Raw genomic sequence first — 19,391 nt, forward strand, 5'->3', positions numbered from 1 at the left:
TGTGGGTCAATCACAGTCCATAAAAACAAAAGCCGGCAAATGCCGGCTTCAATCTTACGCGCGCTTAGCTTCGTCTCTAAGCTCTCGTCGCAAGATTTTACCCACGTTGGTTTTAGGTAACTCGTCCCTAAATTCTACCAGCTTCGGCACTTTATATCCCGTTAAATGAATACGGCAGTGCTTAATGATGTCTTCAGCGGTTAAAGATTTATCTTTTGCCACCACAAATACCTTCACTAACTCGCCACTGGCGTCGTTTGGCACACCAACGGCAGCCACTTCAATCACTTTGGGATGAAGTGCGACCACTTCTTCGACTTCGTTAGGGAATACGTTAAAGCCTGAGACTAAGATCATGTCTTTCTTACGGTCGACAATATAGAAAAAACCTTTCTCATCCATATAACCAATATCGCCCGTGGCTAACCAGCCGTCAGTGTCGATCACTTTGGCGGTTTCTTCAGGACGTTGCCAATAGCCTTTCATCACCTGAGGACCTTTACCAAACAGCTCGCCGGTTTCGCCTTGGGCTAATACCTTGCCGTCATCATTACGGATTTGGATCAGTGTCGAAGGGGCAGGAAAACCAATTGAACCGTTATAACCGTCTAAGTTATATGGACAACAGGTTAATAAGGGTGAGGCTTCCGTCAGACCATAACCTTCAAGTAAACGGGTTTTAGTAATGGTTTGCCATTTATCCGCCACGGCTTTTTGTACCGCCATGCCGCCACCGATAGAGAGTTTTAAGCGTGAGAAATCCAACTGGGAAAAATCATCACTGTTCACTAAAGCGTTAAATAAGGTATTCACCCCAGTTAATGCAGTGAAAGGATACTTTTTCAACTCAGCCACAAATCCTGGGATATCGCGAGGATTGGTGATGAGTAAATTCTGACTACCTTTGTGCAAAAACAGCAGGCAATTCACGGTCAAGGCGAAGATGTGATACAGCGGCAAGGCCGTTACGACAAACTCACTGCCATCGTTTAAAGCGGGAGAATATGCACCATCGGCCTGCAATACGTTTGCAACAATATTGCCATGGGTCAACATAGCGCCTTTAGAGACCCCAGTGGTGCCACCTGTGTATTGTAAAAATGCTAAGTCGTCGTTAGTGACTTCAGGTTTGATGTATTGCATGCGACGACCCGTTGATAAGGTATCGCGCATTGATAAAGCATGGGGTAAATTGTATTTTGGCACTAACTTCTTAATGTACTTCACCACAAAGTTCACTAAGGTGCGTTTTGGGGCACTTAATTGATCACCTAAACTGGTGATAATCACGCTTTCAACGGGAGTTTGATCGACCACTTCTTCTAAAGTGCGGGCGAAGTTTGACACCACCACAATGGCTTTGGCGCCAGAGTCAATCAACTGATGTTTAAGCTCGCGCGGTGTATAAAGTGGGTTAACGTTAACAACCACCATACCAGCACGCAAAACACCAAACAATGCAATGGGATACTGCAACAGGTTTGGCATCATCAAAGCGACACGGTCGCCCTTTTCAAGCTTTAATTCATTTTGTAAATACGCAGCGAATGCTCGGCTGCGTTCTTCCAATTTACGGTAGGTTAGCGTGGCACCCATGTTGATAAATGCAGGTTGATCTTCATACTTAGCCACCGCTGTCTCGAACATGTCGACAAGCGATGAGTATTGTTCCACATTAATTTCAGCAGGCACATCTTCTGGCAAATGATTAATCCAAGGCTGATCCACTACTCTCTCCTAAATCCCCACAACTGCGGAAACAATATCCATACAAGCGTCAAGACTCGATAAATACCGAGTTAAAATACCGGCTTACATTTTATAGTTATTGATTTACTCGTCATAAATCATACGAGCGTTTTAATTTTGATCATCATCACATAAAAAAAACAAAAAACCTAGCGTCTTTTTTATACCCATATAAGCAACCTATTAAACGAATTTGCGGATCAAACGTGCAACGCCTTCGGCATTGTCCATATGCACATGATGATCGCCCTCAATTATGTGCTCAGACAAATGCTTGAACCACGTTCTGGCCTTAGGTATCGCACTCTGCAACTGACTAAATCCCTGTTTGCCACAAATTAATAAGGTTTCGACATTGATGTCCTGCATCAAGGCATCAACTTGGGCGAAGGTTAATCGTTGGGGTGAATCTAATCTTAATCGAGGATCACTACGCCAACCTATGCCATCACCTTCGGGCTGCATATTACGATCGAGCAACAAACGACACCAAGGTTCGGCAAGTCCTGTTAAATGTGCCCTCGCCCGCACCGCAGTATCTATACTGTCGTAAATCTTTACCTGCCCATGCTTCTGAGTTAAATACTTCTCATGCTGATAGAAACTTTTTTTCAATCGCGCCTTAGCTTGCGTTGGCAACTCAGACAAGGGGCTTAACGCTTCAATCAATACCAGCTTGTTAACCTTTTCGGGAAACGTCGCCGTGTAAGCTGAGGCGATAATACCGCCAAGCGAATGCCCAATCATTGCCGCTGGCTTTTGCGGTAATGCCGTTAACAACGCGTCTAAATCATACAAATAATCAATCCAATGCAGCGGATAGTGTCCCGGCCTATGTGCAGAAAAGCCGTGTCCCGGCCAATCAATGGCAAGCACTTGATAATCAAGTAAATGCGCTGCTAAGGGTTCAAAACTGTTGGCGTTATCTAACCAACCATGTAAGGCAAGTAATAAAGGTTTATCCTTCGCCCCCCATAATCGGCCCGCGACCGTAATATGAGGTAATACAAATTCAATTTGATTTTTGGGGGCGAAAGATTGCCACATAATGCCTCTGATGTCAGGTAATTAAGATGATTTTTTGACAAATTTAAGTGTCATACGGTCACTTTCACCGATCGCTTGGTATTTTTCTTTATCGGTATCACCCAAGGCAAAAGAGGGCGGTAGCGTCCAAACACCTTTGGCGTAATCTTTCGTATCTTTGAGGTTCGCATTGATTTCTGCACTTTCAACTAAGGTAAAACCTGCTTTTTTGGCTAAAGCAACCATAGCCGCTTGATCCATATAGCCAGTGCTGAAGTTCATTCCTTCGTTGGCTCTATGCTCTACCACGCCAAAGATACCGCCGTCCTTCAACACTTTATAAGACGCGGCAAACACGTTTTCCAGCTGATCTGTCGATGCCCAGTTATGTAGATTTCGGAAGGTTAATACCAGATCAGCACTACCGTCAGCGCCTAAATCCATCTTATGTGGAGGATCGAAGGTTACAATCTTAGCATTGCCCATGACGTCTTTATTGGCCGTCATCCACGCAGCATACTTAGTACCCGCGTTCGCGCGATAACGATTTCCGGGAGTATCTGTTGCAGGAGCTGTTTCGAAACTGGCTGCGATATATTGGCCCTCTTTAGCAAGATAAGGCCCTAATATTTCACTGTACCAGCCATTACCCGGCCAGAGTTCAATCACAGTCTGTTTTGGGGTAATGCCAAAAAAAGTTAAGGTTTCAGCGGGATGACGATAAACGTCACGACTGGCATTTTTAGCCTGACGAAAATCGCTTTTTAAGACTTTATCTAAGCTTTCATCGGCATAGGTAACACTCGAACATAAACCAGCAAGCAGCAGACTGGCAACTAAGGTGACTTTTTTCATTGTAATTCTCCATGGATACCGAAGGCTTAACCTAGCAGCCAATGGCCAAAAATCCAAGGAATAGAAGTCGGAAAACTAAGCTTTAAGCGACATAAGTGGTTATAGCTCAAAGTGATGAGCAAAATCACCTTTACCTAAATCAACAAAGTTCAAAGCAGAAAAAAGATGGGGGAAACACTAGACGACTGAGACATTAAACAAGCTTGAGAACTAACGACTTGCGGCATTATCTACGCGGCGCCACGCAAAATACAAAGCGCAAGCACTGGTTAATAACCATAATCCCACCCAAATCCACGCGGGGATCCAAGAGCGCTCGGCCAACATAACTGCATCACCTTGACCATCAAGCCCGAGCAACACAGTCGGACTCGCAAGTGCATTAAGCATGATCATCAAGCCAATAATACGCAAAAACTGAGTCAACATTTTGTTTTGACTGAGTTTAAGCGGTAACAACAAAATAATAGTCAGCACAGCTAAAATCGCTAACGTGAGAATATCCCTGCCCCAAAGCAAGCCGCTTAGCACCACTAAAGCACCTAGCAAGGCAAAACTCACGCGGATCCCCTTTGGCCAAGTCGCTAATAAATAGATTAAATATCCCCAACAGGCCGCGCCAAAATACCCAGCAAAGCCAATAAACATCGGCGAGCCACCTTGGCTAAAACAAAATCCGGCGCCGTTTGGAAACAACTGAATATGGCTGACCACGCCCGAGCTTAAAATCGTTGCAATGCCGTGGGACAATTCATGGAAATAGCTTTCAAGCCATTTAAACGGCACGCTTAAATAGGGAATGCGAGTGATGAGTAACGCCACCACCAGCTCGATGATAAACAAGCCACGGCTTGGTACACCGCTGGCGGCTAAACCTGTTAATTTAGAAGAGGAAAATCGCGAGGTTGAACTAGAAGACGTTTTTTGATGCTCAAGCATACAAGTCCACACCCACCATTTGCTGAATTTCATCGCGTTTGGCGGCATGTTGAGTTTGTAAATATTGGGCTATCGCCCCCTGATGGCCACGCGTATCTTGCTCATACTCGAGGTGGACGCCGAGCCTTGACTGTAAATTTCCCGCTGCGCTTTTACTTTTAGGCTGAGTTTCTAAACTAAGGGTTTCAACGGCATCTTGCTCAATCACTGGGCGTGACGATTCAGGCGCAGTCAGCCCCTGAGCGATAGCGGGTCTATTACTCGCTACAGCATTCGTCAAACTCATTTGATTCACATTAACTTGCATCAAGAAGCCTTAAGTTTGCACTATCCATCGTTAAGCCATTCATCGTAAAGAATGCTTAGTATCAGTTGCCTGAGATTCTATCGCAGATACTCAAGCAAAGAACAGCTTATTCACGGCCGGGTAACTTTTTCCATGTGACTGTATCACGTAAGTACACAGGTTCAAGCTCATCGACCGAGGTTGTCAGTCCAGCTTTTATGCCTGCTTCAGCCAATATCAGCATAGCCTTTGCATCGGGATATTTCACGGCCTCGAGAGCTAAAATCCCCTTGCCGAGTGCCAGCAAATCGGGATAAGCATCAAAACCTGTGCCGCAGCCCACAATTGGCGCTTGAGTATCGAGCTGAAGTTGTACGTCCGCAGGTGAACTAACTACTTCTTTACCGACAAGCGTTGCAATACCGTCAACGGCCACAAACTGGCCCCAATACACTTCGCCCATGCGCGCATCAATGGTGCACAAAACTTGCTCGGCTTGATGCTGGCTAATCGCCATTTGTGCCATTGCCGCTAAGGTTGAAATACCAATCACAGGCAAATCTAACCCCAGTGCCAGACCTTGCGTCATGCTAGTGCAGATGCGGATCCCCGTAAAACTGCCAGGGCCTCGTCCGTAAGCAATCGCAGTCACTTTATCTAAGCGAATGCCCGCTTGCTTGAGCACTGAATCGACCATAGGCAGCAGACGTTGACTGTGTTCACGCGGTGCATCGGCAAGTTCAGCATAAATCTGACCTTGGTATTGCAGCGCAGCTGAGCAGGATTCGGTACAAGTGTCTAAGGCAAGAATACAAGCAGAGTGTTCGTGTGTTATTGTCATTTCAAAACCGGATTAGCGGGCAAGATTTCGCATCAAATTTACATAATCTGTATTGCGCGAATATGCCATGAGAAAACTGGCGCAAATAATAACATCAAATGTCCGAAAACAAAGGGCTAAGCAAGCAACTCAGCTAAAATAGCGCCCTCATGATATTCAGTCGCAAATCTGGACGAGATGAATTTATGTGATCTAAGTCAATGATCAATAAACTTATTAATGAATATAGCTCGCTTGGGGAAACTTTTTCAACTTTGATTGTCAGAGCAGAAAAGTAAGGGGCGAATTTATCCCTTGCCATTCCCTTAGTATTGTACGATTGCTTTAACCCGCCTTCGATAAGGACATTTCATGTTAAACACGCCTCCATTGCGTCGCTTAAGACGCTTACGTAATTCAGAAGCAATGCGCGATCTGCTGCGCGAAACCCATATTTCGCTGAGCGATCTTATCCATCCCCTGTTCATTGAAGAGCACATCACCCATGCTGTGCCCATCTCCACGCTACCTGGCATCAGCCGTTTACCTGAGAGCGCACTGGCGGATGAAGTTCGCGAGCTTTACGCCCTTGGGATCCGCTATGTGATGCCCTTTGGGATTTCCCACACTAAGGATGATAAGGGCAGCGATACATGGGACGACAATGGTTTACTCGCCCGTATGGTGCGCACCATTAAAGCTACCGTGCCTGAGATGATGGTAATCCCCGACATTTGTTTTTGTGAATACACAGATCACGGCCATTGCGGCGTCGTACACAATAATGAAGTCTGCAACGACCTCACCGTCGAAAATTTAGTTAAGCAATCGATAACGGCCGCCAAAGCGGGCGCTGATATGTTAGCACCATCGGCCATGATGGACGGTCAAGTGAAAGCCATTCGCCAAGGGCTCGATGCCGCAGGTTTTGAACATGTGGCGATTCTGGCCCACTCGGCAAAATTCGCCTCTTCCTTCTACGGTCCTTTTAGAGCCGCGGTCGATTGTGAACTCAATGGAAATCGCAAGGGATATCAACTGGATTATGCTAATGGTCGTCAAGCCCTGTTAGAAGCCTCATTAGATGAAGCCGAAGGCGCCGATATCCTGATGGTTAAACCCGGCACCCCCTACTTAGATGTGCTCAGCCGTTTAAGACAAGAAACCCACTTGCCACTCGCCGCCTATCAAGTCGGCGGTGAATATGCGGGCATTAAATTTGCCGCCCTTGCGGGCGCGTTGGATGAGCGTGCAGTGGTGACTGAAACGTTTATCGGCTTAAAGCGGGCGGGTGCAGATTTGATTGTCAGCTATTACACCAAACAATACGCCCAATGGTTAACTGAAAGCCGATAGTGCGTCGGTAGCTAATCAAAAGTTACGCTAATCGTTAAACCGATAGCTAAGCGGCTTGTTAAGAGAACAACTAGGTTTTGCACTTTAGAAACCCCATAAAAAACGCCACCTTTATCGGTGGCGTCTTTGTATTTAACACCCTATTCACTTAAGCCTTCTGCAATCTTGCAAACAAGGCTTTCACTTTTTCCACTTTAGGACGCACGACCATCTGACAATAGGGCTGCTCACCGTGTAAAGCGAAGTAGTCGTTGTGATAATTTTCAGCGGGATAAAAAGTATCAAACGCTGAAACTTGGGTCACTATCGGCGCATCAAAAACCTTGGCTACTGCTAACTGAGCAAGCATAGCGGTAGTTTGCTCTATCTGCTCAGCATTATGGGTAAACACCACGGAGCGATATTGTGGCCCCTTATCATTACCTTGGCGATTAAGCGTGGTCGGATCATGGCTCTCAAAAAAGACCTGTAATAGCGTCGTAAAATCAATTTCCTCTGGGTTGAACTCGATATGCACAACCTCTGCATGGCCGGTTTGGCCCGAGCAAACAGATTTATAATCGGCATCATGGGCATCACCGCCAGCATAGCCAGAAGTAACATTCACCACGCCCTTTAGACTTTTAAAAATCGCTTCGACGCACCAAAAACACCCAGCACCAAAAGTTGCAAAGTGATTCGGTGCTTGTTCAACAGCCTTATCCATCCCTTTGAAAACCATAGAAACTGAGTTAACACAGTGACGGATATTGTTAGGTGTTAACATTTCACCTTCAAAGACATGCCCCAAGTGACCGCCGCACTGGCTACAAACAATTTCAGTTCTGCGGCCGTCAGCGTCTATATGGCGGGTTACAGCGCCAGCAATTTCATCATCGAAGGCAGGCCAGCCACAATGGGCATTAAATTTATGCTCAGAGCGATACAAGGGGGCATGGCATTTTTTGCATAAATACAAACCCTTAGCATCGTGTTCATAATACTCACCACTAAAGGGGCGTTCAGTGCCTTTCTCTTCGATAACATAGCGTTCAAAATCGGTCAGTTTATTCATATTAATGCCCTTTCGACTCACGTCGTTGTGTATTTCGATATTCTTTGATTAAGAAGCTGATTTATAAGGAAGCCAACATAAGACCCACTCCAAGCAAGATTTCTTGCACTCGGCTTCAAAATGCGACTGACATCAATCCAATCACAACAAATCTAATGCCCATACTAACGGATTTAGTGACTAAAATCTTACCACTCAAGTAAGTACTAATATAAGTGCTCATATTAAGTACTCATATAAGCGACTGCATAAATGACGGAAAATACGGCAGTTGATCCAGATCACAGTCGCTGAGTATTTGCACCCACATCAGCGCACGGCTACACTTGCTGCGGGTCAAATTACAACTAAATATAACAAGTAGAAACCAAAATGAAATTAGAAACCATTGATTACCGCGCTGAAAACAGTGCCCAGCAATTCGTTGAATCACTTCGGGAAACTGGCTTTGGTGTTTTATCTAATCATCCGATTGATAAGCGCTTAGTTGAAGACATCTACACCGAGTGGCAAGCCTTTTTTAATTCAGAAGCCAAAAACGACTATATGTTTAAAAAAGAAACCCACGACGGTTTCTTCCCTGCGTCGATTTCTGAAACCGCCAAAGGCAACACAGTCAAAGACATTAAAGAGTACTACCACGTGTACCCTTGGGGCCGTATCCCCGATTCACTACGTACCAATATTCTCGCCTATTACGATAAAGCCAACGCACTGGCTGCAGAACTATTAGAGTGGATCGAAACCTACTCACCAGAAGACATAAAAGCCAAGTTTTCGATGCCATTGCCAGAAATGATCGCCAATAGCCAAAAAACCTTACTGCGTATTCTGCATTACCCGCCGATGACGGGCAGTGAAGAAATGGGCGCCATTCGCGCCGCAGCCCATGAAGATATCAACCTTATCACAGTGTTACCTGCAGCCAATGAGCCTGGATTACAAGTGAAAGCCAAAGATGGTACTTGGTTAGATGTCCCAAGCGATTTTGGCAACATTATTATCAATATCGGTGACATGTTACAGGAAGCCTCTGGCGGCTATTTCCCATCGACGTCACACCGCGTCATCAATCCTGAAGGTACGGATAAAACCAAGTCACGGATCTCTTTGCCGTTATTTTTACATCCAAACCCTGCAGTCGTGCTATCGGATCGCTATACCGCTGACAGTTATCTGATGGAAAGACTGCGCGAACTCGGGGTGATCTAAGCCTTAATTCAGCCTATTAATCCAAGCAACAATCACAAGAGACAGTCAAGGATTAAGCGATTAAAGCGCCTTAGGGCGCTTTTTTTATGACATTCGCCACCTTCAAGGTAGAATAGCCGTTCTTTAAGTTATTTAGGACAAGGCGTTATCATGGCAATTCAGTGGTATCCGGGGCATATGCACAAGGCACGCAAGGAGATTGAAGAGGCAATGCCTCAAGTCGATCTTGTTATCGAAGTGCTGGACGCGCGTATTCCCTACAGTAGCGAAAACCCCATGGTGGCTCAGCTTCGAGGCGACAAACCTTGTATCAAACTGCTCAATAAATCTGATCTGGCCGATCCAGAGATCACCGCACAATGGATTGAATACTTAGAGCGTGAACAAGGCGTCAAAGCCACGGCGATCACAACGCTGCAAGCAGCAATGGTGAAAAAAATCCCTGATCTCTGCCGTAAGCTAGTACCAAGTCGCGATAAAACCGAAAAAGACATTCGCACTATGATCATGGGGATACCCAACGTTGGGAAATCTACCATCATCAATACCTTAGCTGGACGTGTTATTGCCAAAACCGGTAACGAACCTGCGGTAACCAAAACCCAGCAACGGATCAATTTACGTAACGGTATCGTGCTGTCGGACACCCCAGGTATTTTGTGGCCCAAAGTAGATAACGAAGCGAGCAGCTATCGCCTTGCCGTCACTGGCGCGATTAAAGATACGGCGATGGAATATGAAGATGTGGCCCTGTTCGCCGCTAAGTATTTCTTAACCGCTTATCCAAAAGAGATTTGTGAGCGCTATAACTTAAGTGAATTACCCAAGGATGATGTCGCACTTCTCGAGGAAATCGGCCGTAAACGTGGTGCGCTGCGTCCCGGTGGTCGCATCGATATGCACAAGGCATCAGAGTTATTACTGCATGAATATCGCTCGGGGAAAATAGGCTTACTCTCGCTAGAAACACCTGCGATGGCAGAGCTTGAAAAGATTGAAGTCGCCCGTATCATGGCCGAAAAAGAAGCAGAGAAAGAAGCCAAACTGGCAGCAGAGAGACTTAAACGTTCAGGCAAACGTCATAACGACTAGTCAGCCCGCCACTCTGCATTTGGAATATAAGGCGCAGAGTTTGTTAAAGACAAGACGCTGATGACTTTTATATTCCAGCTTATGGCGCTCATTCATCAAGTTTAAAGTTAAAGCCAGTATATTGAATATACTGGCTTTTTATTATCAGAAACGGAACTTTCGCGTTAAAAACACTTTTACGCCAATGACTTCTGCGTGCCTGATATAAGCTCTCAATATCCGCCAGTCATCATCCTCTTGGCACAATACACCAAGGAACCATCTTGGGTTTGACTGCACGGCAAAGGTGCTTTAGTCGCGGGATAGATCGACCACTTCTTTCAAGTTTTCTAATGGTACCCACCCTGATTCTTCACTGACAGCTTTTATACACCATACCCAGCCATTCAACATTCGTGTGCCAATGAGTTGTCCCCCTTCATGCACATTAAGTTCTCTTGCCGTATAGTCCTCAAGCGCCAGCCCGTCGGAATTTTTTAGGCGCTGAATCACTTGACCAGGAACCCAACCAGCATCTTGCCCTGGCGTAGTGCAAAGGAACCAGAGATCCCAGCCTTCAGGACCTGCATATTTTTCTCTAACAGTAAGAGGATCACCTTTTTTGAACGTAATGGGGTTAGGAAACTCACTTTCATGTGGATTGACAACGATATATTTCTTAGTAGTCATGTATTCAGCTAACCTTTTGATAAATATTCGTAAAAATTAACTTTGTTCGCTTATTAAAGCACGCCCAATTAACGCTCGGTTTGAGTGAAACTTATCCGTTTTCTATCAGACATACTATCCGACAACATACGCATGCACAGTTTTCAAACCAATTATCAGCATAAAAAACTGTAATATTTTGATTTTAAATACGATGACAATAAACTGCATTATGAGTAGGAAAATGCCAGTTAGCGTAATATGAAGGTATATTCAGTTAGCCAAAAACCGCGCCAATTTGCACGCAGTTTTCAATGGGAATTAACAGCAACCTAATGAATAATTACAACTTTTTTAACTTATTTTAAGGTCTTCCAAAACATGATCTGCTGCCTGGAATGCCAATGCTGCCAAAGTGAGGGTTGGATTACCCGTTGCAACTGTTGGAAACACTCCGCTACCGACTAAAAACAGATTGCTATGATCCCAAGATTGCTGGCGAGGATTCACCACAGATGTATCTCTGCAGTCCCCCATTCGATATGTCCCAACAATATGCCCAGCACCGTAAAACCTAAAATTATGGCCCTGATATTCAAAATTATTCGACGTCACCTCACTCTTATCACCATAGAAAACCGGCGCAGGCGGTGCCTTGGTATATTCGCGCGCACCAAGGGCATCAAAGAGTTTAGTCGAAATATCTTTAGCCGAGACAAATGCGTTGCGCACATAATCTTCGCGGACTCGATAGGTTAATTTGGGGCGCGGCAAACCTAAGTTATCAGTCAAGGTCTCGGACAATTCGACACGGTTTTCAGGATCCGGCAATTGCTCAATTAGATAACCCATACGAATTTGCCGTGTATAAATACCATTTAAGATACTCACCAACGAGGCACCAAATAAGCTGCTATTTGCAGGCATAGCGGGATCAAACCGTAATGGAATCCCCTGCTGATTGACAGAATCCCCATTTAATTGCGAATTATTTTGCCCAAATACAAAATCAGCTAAGGTCGTGAATGGATCATTTGCTGCCCACTGCCAACCTTCATTGCCGATTTCAATACGATAGGCGGCACGGTCTTTACGAAAGGCGCCATCACGTAAACTTTCGATACCCGCAGTAGATAAAGGCCCCCGAAAACCATAGACAGGATCTTTCGCCAGACCCCAGGCCAAATACATAATGTGATCCATCAAATTACGCCCCACTTGATCGCTATGGTTGGCGACGCCGTTCGGACAGGCTTTATTACGCTTAGACATGAGCAATAATTTAGGCGTCTCAATCGCGTGAGCTGCAATCACATATTTTTTACCCGTAACTGTACCGCCGCCCGTCGCTATCCCCCCGTGAGTTTGATAGGTCACATAATCAATACCAACTACATCCTTTGTATTTTCATCCACTTGAACATTTGTCGCGACGTGACGATAAAACACATCAACATTACCGGTTTGCAATGCTCGCCCGAGCGTCACAGTAGCATCGTATTTGGCTTGTATAGGGCAAATAGGAATACAATTTGTATTCCCCGCACATTGACGGCGTTCCCCCGGTAATGAATTGCGCCCCTGAGGGGTTGGCGTGACTGACAATTGAATATTGTCGTACACCATATAGCTCACAGCTTGTTCATATTGTTGATCAACTAAAGATGAAACAATGCCAGGCATTGGGTAATCGTAATTCGGCCCATAAACACCATCCGGTGAAACATTAAATCCGCGATAAAGCTGATCCATCGCCTCTTTGTCACCGGCGACGCCAATCTCATTGGTCGCCTGTTCATAGTAAGGAACCAGCGCCTGATAAAATTGTTTTCCACCGGGCCAATCCACACCCTGCTTATACTGGGTTTGCAACTCAAAATCATTGGGCAATAAATGCAAACTGGTCCCTAGCCAATGCCAAGTTGTGCCGCCGCCAATACGCTCATAGGAACTAGCAAAAGCAAACTTTGCTTCAGGGCTGTCAGGTTTCAAATGCTCTGGTTGCGGCGTGTAGTCGAAATAACATTGCTTTGGATTACGCCATGCGCCAATTTGCAACACGGTATAACGCGGCACATTTTCCTTCGCAGGATCAGGCAGCCCGAGTGGATTATCCGCCGTCGATGCCGCTGGATTTTGTGTGGTTGGAGGATAAGGTGACTCAGGTGTTTTGGCATTGGCTTTAAAGAAGGTTTCCATGTAACCACTGCGGTCAACAGGCACTTCCTGCCCTGCTTCGAGGATTAATACTTTTTTCCCCGCCATCCCCAATTGATAAGCCATGATAGAACCGGCAATACCTGATCCCACAATAATGACATCGTAATTGGTTTGAGTGCTCATACAGCACCTCCTTGATGACCCGTATATGCCGACAGTGCAGCGGGCTGTTTCGCCCAATAGCCATAGCGATAATTTGAATCCCCCATCGGATGAGCCTGCATAACTTGCCAAACTAAACCTGTGGTATAACTTTTTGCCGAAATCATATCGCTAACCGTGGTTTCCGGCTCTGTATCCGTCGAGGGAATAATGGTTGGCCATGCACCTGAGCACCACATAAAAATCAATTTACGACAGGCCAACACAAAATTAGCCCCGTTGTCTGGTGCCAGCATTTGCGTGCCAATTTGTTGATCTGATAATTGCTGCGCTTTTAACGCCGCAAATTTTTGCAGAATAGTTGTAACTAAAGTTAGGTCCTTCGATTCTTCGGTTATTTTTTGCGTAAACACGGCTAAGTATTCGGATTTAATATCCACGGGATCCAATGTCGGGGCAATAATACTGGTCGCAAAGCCGGTTAATACCGCGCTCAAACCAATAAAATGATTCATAGTATCGGCAGTCGCGCCTGTAATATCAGTCATGATGAGTTCCTTTCGTAAATTATTGCGCGCGTTGCAGCAAGTAAGTGAAATCAGCAAAATTACCGTTAGTGGTTGCCGCATTATTGTGACAAGCCATACAGCTGCTTGATGTTTGCTTTACCGAACCTTGGATATAAGTTTCGAGCGTGGTGTTCGCTAAAAATAAGGGAGCAGGCACGCCCGTTGGATCGGTGGGATTTTTGGCATCGGTAGGCCATTGCGTACTGATCAATTCGTAGTTCTTCCATACCGATCCCGGCACTACAGCGTCGAGTGCTGCGTGATAACTGGCATTTAAGGCTTTAGCATCGGCAGTGATAGGAATGACGCGTTCCACTTGAGTTGGTTTAGTGTGCGGGGTTGCCGGATCCCACGGGCGTGCTGGTGGTTCATTCACTTTGCAGTCAGTACATTTAGCATCGTAAAAATTATATGCCGACAATGATGCTGACTCACCTTGTGTTGGCGCATTAGCGACATGCTCAAAGGTAGACCAAATCCATTGTGGTTCGTCTGCGGTTTTGTGGGCAATGTGAAAACCCACTAACCCGACTTGCTCAAGCGCACAAGCTGGCTTAACCCCGTGTTGCTCTTCGGGATTGTTATAAACTAGCGCGTAAGTTGTATAGTAATTCGTCGAATCAAACTTGCCGCCCATTTTTATCCATGAGGCTTTAAGCATAATAGAACCTACCTGCCCGGTTTTACTGTCGCTCGCGGTAAAGTCGACATCGGCATTAAACTGTTTCTGTCCTTTTTTGCTGTAAAGGTTATTGTTCAAAATAAAATTGAACATAGTTTCATTGGTTAATATTTCATAACGGGTATAAAGCCCGTTTTGGTCAATCAATGGACCCGTTGTAAAAGGCTCACCGCTTTCATCCAACACATTCGGGGTCTTCCCTACTTGCGTTAAATAAATAGTCCCTTGAGGAATGGACTTGGGATCAATACTTTTGCAAACATCCGGCACATTATTGGACTGATCCCACCCAGGTGGTTTTACGCCATCGGGTAAAAAAATCTCCCGGCTTTCCTTCCAATGCAGCCACACGACTGGCTGGTTAGTTTTTTGCCCAATGGTGGACATAGTATTGGGTGTGCCATCGGCATTTGCTGGCCAGTTAAGTGCAATAAACGATTGCCAAGAAAAATCATCAAAATCATGTTGCAGGCTTTCGAGTGAGAACGGGGGTTTTGCTGTGATTTCCAGCGGCATAACAGGGCTTAACGTGGGTAGCGTTATAGCTGCTTTTGTCTCTACTGGTGCTTCTGCATGTACAGCAGCACTCATACACAAAAAAAACGCACTATAGCGAAAAGATTTGATAGACATGAAATTAACTCTCCTTGTTATTGGGACTTATTCAATGCTTAAAACGTTTACGATTCCACTTTCTTTAACGACTTAAAATCAGGGCTTTCACAACACCCGCCACTGCAGGCGTGATGGCACGATACAAATAGCGTACAAGACTTGACCTCAACCAAATCCCAATAAATGGGTTTCGATATTAAAATTGAAGTTTGCTGTTTTGATCGCAGTCTCTGGCTTACTGAGCAGGTCTGAACAGATTGATTGATACGGATAAATATTAACGTCTTTCATTGAAATTCCTTTTCATGATTGCGTTTTATCACGATACCTTGAGTCTAGATTATTCATTGATGATCACCTCAAATGAAACCTAGTTATCTCAGTGGAAGGGTTAAACACTCCTGTGTTCCCGTAGTGAAAATAATTCTATTCTGCAGAAAGAAAAGTAACCTTCTGAAAATATTCCATGTTAAAAGATTGTTTACGTTTCACTTATTGTCAAGCGTGAGGCAGAAGGTTTATTTTATTTGTAAAAAAGCCCGCCGCACGAGACGACGATAACAGCAGTAAAAGCATAATGTGATATCAAGAGTTCAACATTGATCTGAAGGCTGCGAGGGCCAAGCGTGGGCAGTGCTCCAATACTGACTAAGCGATCGTAAAATCGGTCGCAACCACGCGCGGCCTATTCTTATTTGGTAGCCATTGATTCAACAATAACTGTCAAAGTTTGGAAGATTTCGACTTATTTTCATCATTAGATTCTGTAAAGAGTCACTCAGCATCTGATTATATGGCCCTGCTAATGACTTTATAAACACTTTGACTGAAACAGAACACAACTGGTTCTTACTGTTGAAACAGGAAATCTATTTTCTTGTACTGACTAAAATTCTAAGATTAAAAATGATGCCATTTGGGGATGCTTTGACCTACTTAGGTAGCCCTGTGAAATATGACCATGTCGTTCCACTTGCTTCCCTCAATTGAGCCGCAGAGTACCTTCACAAACTTGTTATTCACCGATGTTTGTGCCCATAACCAATACATTTATACCTTTATAATTCACTTGTTCTATAGGCTTAAACCCATGATGTAAGTACAAACCTCCAGTTAAATCTTCTGTTTGAAGATATAATTTTTTCACGCCTATTTTATGTGCTAGCGATATTATCTCTTTCACAAGTTTTGAGGCGACACCCTGTCCCCTAGCCTGCTGAGTGACGTAAACACCACCAAGCCAAAATTCAAATTCTGGGTATATGTCCATTTCTCGAATTTTTAGCTCTGCTGAACCAGCAAGAACACCATTTACTTTTCCAATGATCAGAATAGGCGCGGTATCACGATTTATTGATGCAGAGACTTTTTCAACGACTTCCTCCTTGGTATAGCTACTATTGTCTTGGCACCATTCGTTGAAATACCAACTAGCTACCGTGTCTATCGCAGAGGGATTATCGGCAAGTAATGAAATTCCCATATATGTCCTTAGATGTACAACGATTTGATTTTCTTTATGAACAACATCTTACCAACTTAACCTTGTAAGGCAAGCAGCCCACAACCATTGATGTTTGTAGTCAAACTATACTGATATCTATTAATGACTTTATGATGATGTTTACTTTGCTGTGGCTTTATTGAAAGTTCGGACTGGCATGACTTCTAGGTTGAAAGTAACCTCATCACATTAGCTTTTTTATAGCCACAACTTTATTAACCCTACTTGCATTTTAAACTTTGAAACAAGCTTTGGGGCATTTTAGAGTTAACCGATTTTAAGCACGCCACGCTTTAATCGCTTCTGTTGCTAAACCAGCTAGCTGTTTTGAAACTTCACGACCTTTGTAAATTGACGTTGTGTCTTTTGCGATTGGAACAGAATAATGAATATCGTGAGCAAGATTATTTAGATACTCGCGGCCACCACCTTCATAATTTTGCAGTTCCTGACCATTGAGCTGGATCATATAGCTATAGCCAAATGCACTCATGTTGCAATTTGCATTCAAGTACAAGCGACCTTCATGCTCCAAAAGGAACCATACTCGGTTTTCAGAATCCATTACTTTCATCGTCATCTCGCATAAGGGGATTTACCCGAACTTATCATAAAACCCAAACCGTAAATGGAAATACGCATCTCAACGGAACTTTTCGGTCAATTGATCTAATAAAGCTTCCATACTCTGCTCGAGGAGATCGAGCACTAGTTCAAAACCCTGTGCGCCGCCATAGTAAGGATCTGGTACTTCCGTTATTTGCGTATCAGCATAGGACAACATTAACTGTAACTTGTGTTGATACTCAACCGGACAACGGCTAAGCAGATCCGCCAAATTGGCATTATCCGCAGCTAGAATTAAATCAAAATGCTCAAAATCATCATTCACCACCTGCCGCGCCCGCATGCCCTCGAAACTAAAACCCCGCTTTTTACCAGCCTCAATAGCGCGGCTATCGGGCTTATCCCCTTGGTGATAACCAATAGTACCCGCCGAATCCACCTCAATATTAAGCCTGCGCTCAGCAATCTTAAGACGACAAACCGCCTCTGCCGTCGGTGAGCGACAAATATTACCCAAACAAACCATCAATATTCGCCGTACACTTTGATTTTTTAACATGAATACCTCATAGCTTAGTATTATCAATAATTTATCTAGTGTGCTTAAACCTAGATGTAAACTTAATATGATAAGCAGCTTAATACATTAATTATTTACCTATAAATACAACATGTTAAACCTAGAAACACAAAATATTCTTACGCCAAACCATTATCAAAAATAAAATGCGCGCTACGATCCGAAAGTTAAGGGTGTCACCTCAGCTAAAATATTCCCCTTGAGCCATATACATACCAAGCACGCACAAAATTTAACCTAACCCGTAAAATATACGATAAACAGCACAGAAACAAATTAGCCTCCTTGCTAAGGATTTTTTATCGACTAGGTTTATATGTCAGAGTACGGTTTAAAATAAAACTGAATGTTCACCGCATACTCGCTCAAATAAAAAATACACCACAAAGTACAAGAAGAGGAAAAGTAAAATGGATTTTATTGAACGAATCGATGTTCTATCAAAACGCATCCCTCAAATTGCTAATAGCCTTCAAACTGAGGAAGCGACTAAGAATGCCTTAGTCATGCCATTTTTGCATACAGTTCTAGGATATGATGTTTTTAATCCTAGCGAAGTTGTCCCAGAATTTACGGCAGATACTATAGGTAAAAAAGGTGAGAAAGTTGACTACGCATTAATTAAAGAAGGTGAAGTGCAAATCCTTATTGAATGCAAAAAGTACAATGAAAAGCTGTCCATAAAGCATGCGTCACAACTATTTCGTTATTTTTCTGTCACCAACGCACGCTTAGCTATTCTTACAAACGGTACTGAATATCAATTTTATACCGATCTTGATGCTCCTAACAAAATGGATGAAAAACCATTTCTGATCTTAGATCTTGAAAATATTGATGAACACTTAATTCCTGAAGTTAAAAAGCTGACTAAAAACTCGTTCGACGTTAACTCAATAGTCAGCGCGGCAGGAGAACTAAAATACTTGAGTCAGATAAAACGTATTATTAGTGAGCAATTTAAAGAACCTGAAGAAGAGTTTATTCGCTTTTTTGCCTCAAGGGCTTATGATGGTGTTCTTACACCTAAAGTAAAACATCAATTTGCTGAAATTACTCATAAAGCACTAAGACAATTTCTCAACGACAGCATTAATGAACGTTTAAAATCCGCTATTGGCAATGATAAACCAACTGATGAAAACAAAAATTTAATCGATACCCCAATCCCATCCAATGATGAAAAAATTAAAGTAGTTACTACTGAAGAAGAAATTGACGGTTTCAATGTGATAAAAGCTATATTGAGGCAAAAAATAGAAGTTAATCGAATCATCGCAAGGGATACCCAAAGTTACTTTGGCATACTATTGGATGATAATAACCGAAAACCCTTATGCCGCTTACACTTCAATGCTAAACAAAAGTATCTAGGATTAGTAGATGAAAATAAAAATGAAACTCGTCATCCTATTAACTCTGTAGATGATATTTTTAATTTCAGTGAACAACTATTATCGACAGTCGCCTATTACGAATAATACTATCAAAATATCAATTGCGCATTACTCAGCG

19 protein-coding genes are annotated in these 19,391 nt (G+C 43.8%); 4 read left to right on the forward strand and 15 right to left on the reverse strand.

All coding sequences use genetic code 11. The features are described 5' to 3' along the window. Positions 1 to 54 precede the first annotated feature (54 nt). The 6 genes from fadD to tsaB form a co-directional block, all read right to left on the reverse strand. Positions 55 to 1,728, reverse strand: a complete 1,674-nt coding sequence (gene fadD / locus L5M37_RS00880) for a long-chain-fatty-acid--CoA ligase FadD (protein ID WP_263199047.1) — start codon at positions 1,726 to 1,728, stop codon at positions 55 to 57. A 204-nt stretch (positions 1,729 to 1,932) separates the two neighbouring features. After that, positions 1,933 to 2,796: an alpha/beta fold hydrolase gene (locus L5M37_RS00885; protein ID WP_263199049.1), complete on the reverse strand. Its 864-nt coding sequence runs from the start codon at positions 2,794 to 2,796 to the stop codon at positions 1,933 to 1,935. Positions 2,797 to 2,817: 21 nt separating this feature from the next. Next, positions 2,818 to 3,630: a class I SAM-dependent methyltransferase gene (locus L5M37_RS00890; protein WP_263199051.1), complete on the reverse strand. Its 813-nt coding sequence runs from the start codon at positions 3,628 to 3,630 to the stop codon at positions 2,818 to 2,820. 210 nt (positions 3,631 to 3,840) lie between these two features. Beyond that, positions 3,841 to 4,569 carry a M50 family metallopeptidase gene (locus tag L5M37_RS00895; protein ID WP_263199053.1) on the reverse strand — a complete coding sequence of 243 codons (729 nt, stop codon included), beginning with the start codon at positions 4,567 to 4,569 and terminating at the stop codon, positions 3,841 to 3,843. After that, a complete protein-coding gene (locus tag L5M37_RS00900; protein WP_263199054.1) occupies positions 4,562 to 4,876 on the reverse strand; it encodes a hypothetical protein in 315 nt (104 codons plus the stop codon). Before L5M37_RS00900 ends, L5M37_RS00895 begins: the two co-directional genes overlap by 8 nt. A gap of 106 nt (positions 4,877 to 4,982) precedes the next feature. Continuing rightward, a complete protein-coding gene (gene tsaB, locus L5M37_RS00905; RefSeq protein ID WP_263199055.1) occupies positions 4,983 to 5,696 on the reverse strand; it encodes a tRNA (adenosine(37)-N6)-threonylcarbamoyltransferase complex dimerization subunit type 1 TsaB in 714 nt (237 codons plus the stop codon). Positions 5,697 to 6,047: 351 nt separating this feature from the next. Between tsaB and hemB the strand changes: the two genes are divergently transcribed. Continuing rightward, on the forward strand, positions 6,048 to 7,031 hold the full coding sequence (hemB, locus tag L5M37_RS00910; RefSeq protein ID WP_263199057.1) for a porphobilinogen synthase: 984 nt from the start codon (positions 6,048 to 6,050) through the stop codon (positions 7,029 to 7,031). Between the two features lie 148 nt (positions 7,032 to 7,179). On the opposite strand, the gene L5M37_RS00915 is transcribed toward hemB, so the two are convergent. Then, positions 7,180 to 8,085, reverse strand: coding sequence for a bifunctional methionine sulfoxide reductase B/A protein (locus L5M37_RS00915; RefSeq protein WP_263199059.1), 906 nt, complete (start codon positions 8,083 to 8,085; stop codon positions 7,180 to 7,182). A 372-nt stretch (positions 8,086 to 8,457) separates the two neighbouring features. On the opposite strand from L5M37_RS00915, the gene L5M37_RS00920 reads away from it, so the two are divergent. Further along, on the forward strand, positions 8,458 to 9,297 hold the full coding sequence (locus L5M37_RS00920) for an isopenicillin N synthase family dioxygenase (RefSeq protein WP_011919191.1): 840 nt from the start codon (positions 8,458 to 8,460) through the stop codon (positions 9,295 to 9,297). Positions 9,298 to 9,447: 150 nt separating this feature from the next. After that, positions 9,448 to 10,389, forward strand: coding sequence for a ribosome biogenesis GTPase YlqF (gene ylqF / locus L5M37_RS00925; RefSeq protein ID WP_011919190.1), 942 nt, complete (start codon positions 9,448 to 9,450; stop codon positions 10,387 to 10,389). 291 nt (positions 10,390 to 10,680) lie between these two features. On the opposite strand, the gene L5M37_RS00930 is transcribed toward ylqF, so the two are convergent. From L5M37_RS00930 to L5M37_RS00965, 8 genes are all read right to left on the reverse strand, one after another. Further along, positions 10,681 to 11,058, reverse strand: coding sequence for an SH3 domain-containing protein (locus L5M37_RS00930; protein ID WP_263199061.1), 378 nt, complete (start codon positions 11,056 to 11,058; stop codon positions 10,681 to 10,683). Positions 11,059 to 11,391: 333 nt separating this feature from the next. Beyond that, positions 11,392 to 13,380: a GMC family oxidoreductase gene (locus L5M37_RS00935; RefSeq protein ID WP_263199063.1), complete on the reverse strand. Its 1,989-nt coding sequence runs from the start codon at positions 13,378 to 13,380 to the stop codon at positions 11,392 to 11,394. Continuing rightward, entirely contained in the window at positions 13,377 to 13,907 is a 531-nt protein-coding gene (locus L5M37_RS00940; protein WP_263199064.1) for a hypothetical protein, read from the reverse strand. The genes L5M37_RS00935 and L5M37_RS00940 overlap by 4 nt, the downstream gene beginning before the upstream one ends. A 19-nt stretch (positions 13,908 to 13,926) precedes the next feature. Next, on the reverse strand, positions 13,927 to 15,243 hold the full coding sequence (locus tag L5M37_RS00945; protein ID WP_263199065.1) for a hypothetical protein: 1,317 nt from the start codon (positions 15,241 to 15,243) through the stop codon (positions 13,927 to 13,929). 147 nt (positions 15,244 to 15,390) lie between these two features. Next, positions 15,391 to 15,516: a hypothetical protein gene (locus L5M37_RS00950; protein ID WP_263199067.1), complete on the reverse strand. Its 126-nt coding sequence runs from the start codon at positions 15,514 to 15,516 to the stop codon at positions 15,391 to 15,393. A gap of 724 nt (positions 15,517 to 16,240) precedes the next feature. After that, complete coding sequence (locus L5M37_RS00955) at positions 16,241 to 16,708, reverse strand: GNAT family N-acetyltransferase (RefSeq protein ID WP_263199069.1); 468 nt, start codon at positions 16,706 to 16,708, stop codon at positions 16,241 to 16,243. 298 nt (positions 16,709 to 17,006) lie between these two features. Next, the gene (locus L5M37_RS00960; RefSeq protein ID WP_028760210.1) at positions 17,007 to 17,303 is read right to left on the reverse strand and encodes a hypothetical protein; all 297 of its coding nucleotides are present in this window, start codon (positions 17,301 to 17,303) and stop codon (positions 17,007 to 17,009) included. 69 nt (positions 17,304 to 17,372) lie between these two features. Then, a complete protein-coding gene (locus tag L5M37_RS00965; RefSeq protein WP_263199070.1) occupies positions 17,373 to 17,855 on the reverse strand; it encodes a low molecular weight protein-tyrosine-phosphatase in 483 nt (160 codons plus the stop codon). A 431-nt stretch (positions 17,856 to 18,286) separates the two neighbouring features. Between L5M37_RS00965 and L5M37_RS00970 the strand changes: the two genes are divergently transcribed. Next, positions 18,287 to 19,357: a type I restriction endonuclease gene (locus tag L5M37_RS00970; RefSeq protein ID WP_131525545.1), complete on the forward strand. Its 1,071-nt coding sequence runs from the start codon at positions 18,287 to 18,289 to the stop codon at positions 19,355 to 19,357. Positions 19,358 to 19,391 lie beyond the last annotated feature (34 nt).

Origin of the sequence: Shewanella sp. SM69 (assembly GCF_025653985.1) — a bacterium.
GTDB lineage: Bacteria > Pseudomonadota > Gammaproteobacteria > Enterobacterales > Shewanellaceae > Shewanella > Shewanella oncorhynchi.

Coding starts and splice junctions, on each gene's coding strand:
- L5M37_RS00885 (WP_263199049.1), bottom strand. CDS start 2,796: ATGTGGCAATCTTTCGCCCCCAAAAATCAAATTGAATTTGTATTACCT.
- L5M37_RS00890 (WP_263199051.1), bottom strand. CDS start 3,630: ATGAAAAAAGTCACCTTAGTTGCCAGTCTGCTGCTTGCTGGTTTATGT.
- L5M37_RS00895 (WP_263199053.1), bottom strand. CDS start 4,569: ATGCTTGAGCATCAAAAAACGTCTTCTAGTTCAACCTCGCGATTTTCC.
- L5M37_RS00900 (WP_263199054.1), bottom strand. CDS start 4,876: ATGCAAGTTAATGTGAATCAAATGAGTTTGACGAATGCTGTAGCGAGT.
- tsaB (WP_263199055.1), bottom strand. CDS start 5,696: ATGACAATAACACACGAACACTCTGCTTGTATTCTTGCCTTAGACACT.
- hemB (WP_263199057.1), top strand. CDS start 6,048: ATGTTAAACACGCCTCCATTGCGTCGCTTAAGACGCTTACGTAATTCA.
- L5M37_RS00915 (WP_263199059.1), bottom strand. CDS start 8,085: ATGAATAAACTGACCGATTTTGAACGCTATGTTATCGAAGAGAAAGGC.
- L5M37_RS00920 (WP_011919191.1), top strand. CDS start 8,458: ATGAAATTAGAAACCATTGATTACCGCGCTGAAAACAGTGCCCAGCAA.
- ylqF (WP_011919190.1), top strand. CDS start 9,448: ATGGCAATTCAGTGGTATCCGGGGCATATGCACAAGGCACGCAAGGAG.
- L5M37_RS00930 (WP_263199061.1), bottom strand. CDS start 11,058: ATGACTACTAAGAAATATATCGTTGTCAATCCACATGAAAGTGAGTTT.
- L5M37_RS00935 (WP_263199063.1), bottom strand. CDS start 13,380: ATGAGCACTCAAACCAATTACGATGTCATTATTGTGGGATCAGGTATT.
- L5M37_RS00940 (WP_263199064.1), bottom strand. CDS start 13,907: ATGACTGATATTACAGGCGCGACTGCCGATACTATGAATCATTTTATT.
- L5M37_RS00945 (WP_263199065.1), bottom strand. CDS start 15,243: ATGTCTATCAAATCTTTTCGCTATAGTGCGTTTTTTTTGTGTATGAGT.
- L5M37_RS00950 (WP_263199067.1), bottom strand. CDS start 15,516: ATGAAAGACGTTAATATTTATCCGTATCAATCAATCTGTTCAGACCTG.
- L5M37_RS00955 (WP_263199069.1), bottom strand. CDS start 16,708: ATGGGAATTTCATTACTTGCCGATAATCCCTCTGCGATAGACACGGTA.
- L5M37_RS00960 (WP_028760210.1), bottom strand. CDS start 17,303: ATGAAAGTAATGGATTCTGAAAACCGAGTATGGTTCCTTTTGGAGCAT.
- L5M37_RS00965 (WP_263199070.1), bottom strand. CDS start 17,855: ATGTTAAAAAATCAAAGTGTACGGCGAATATTGATGGTTTGTTTGGGT.
- L5M37_RS00970 (WP_131525545.1), top strand. CDS start 18,287: ATGGATTTTATTGAACGAATCGATGTTCTATCAAAACGCATCCCTCAA.